At 51.1% G+C, this 714-nt stretch carries 1 protein-coding gene; it reads left to right on the forward strand.

The window, feature by feature from the left end:
- A partial coding sequence (locus FTE26_RS08455; protein WP_272457546.1) for a phage tail tape measure protein occupies positions 1 to 714 on the forward strand: 714 nt, incomplete at both ends.

Genomic DNA, 714 nt, shown 5'->3' on the forward strand with positions numbered 1-714 from the left:
TTGAGGCGGGATAGTGAGCAGAAAGGGACATATAACACGGATGACTACAGAAAGGCCGAGCAGGCGCTGACGGAGAGCCTGAACCGACAACTGAATGAGAATCGCCGTTACTGGCAACAGCTTGAAGTTGTGCAGGGTAACTGGAAAAACGGAGTCCTGCGTGCATTTCAGGATTTTACCGTGGATGCAGATAATACGGCAGGAACAGCAGAACAGGTGTTCTCGTCAGCCTTCAGCAACATGGGAAATGGCCTGGCAACTTTTGTCACTACCGGCAAACTCAATTTCAAATCCTTCACCTCTTCTGTGCTGTCAGATATGGCGAAAATCCTGGCGCAGGCAACCATGATGAAATCGATAAAAGGGATTGGCAGTATACTGGGATTTGATCTCAGCAGCCTTTCCCTGAATGCCAATGGGGGGATTTATCAGTCTGCTGATTTGAGTCGTTACAGTGGCACGGTGGTTAACCGTCCGACGTTTTTTGCTTTTGCAAAAGGCGCGGGTGTGATGGGGGAAGCTGGACCTGAAGCCATTCTGCCACTGCGTCGTGATGCTGACGGTAAGCTGGGGGTTGTGGCGGATATTGGTGGTTCAGGTATGGCGATGTTTGCCCCGCAGTACAACATAGAGATCAATAACGATGGCACGAACGGGCAGATAGGTCCGGCTGCCCTGAAGGTGGTTTATGACCTCGGGAAAAAAGCAGCAGCG

It is taken from the genome of Escherichia sp. S10b (genome assembly GCF_028421345.1).
Lineage (GTDB): Bacteria > Pseudomonadota > Gammaproteobacteria > Enterobacterales > Enterobacteriaceae > ECMA0423.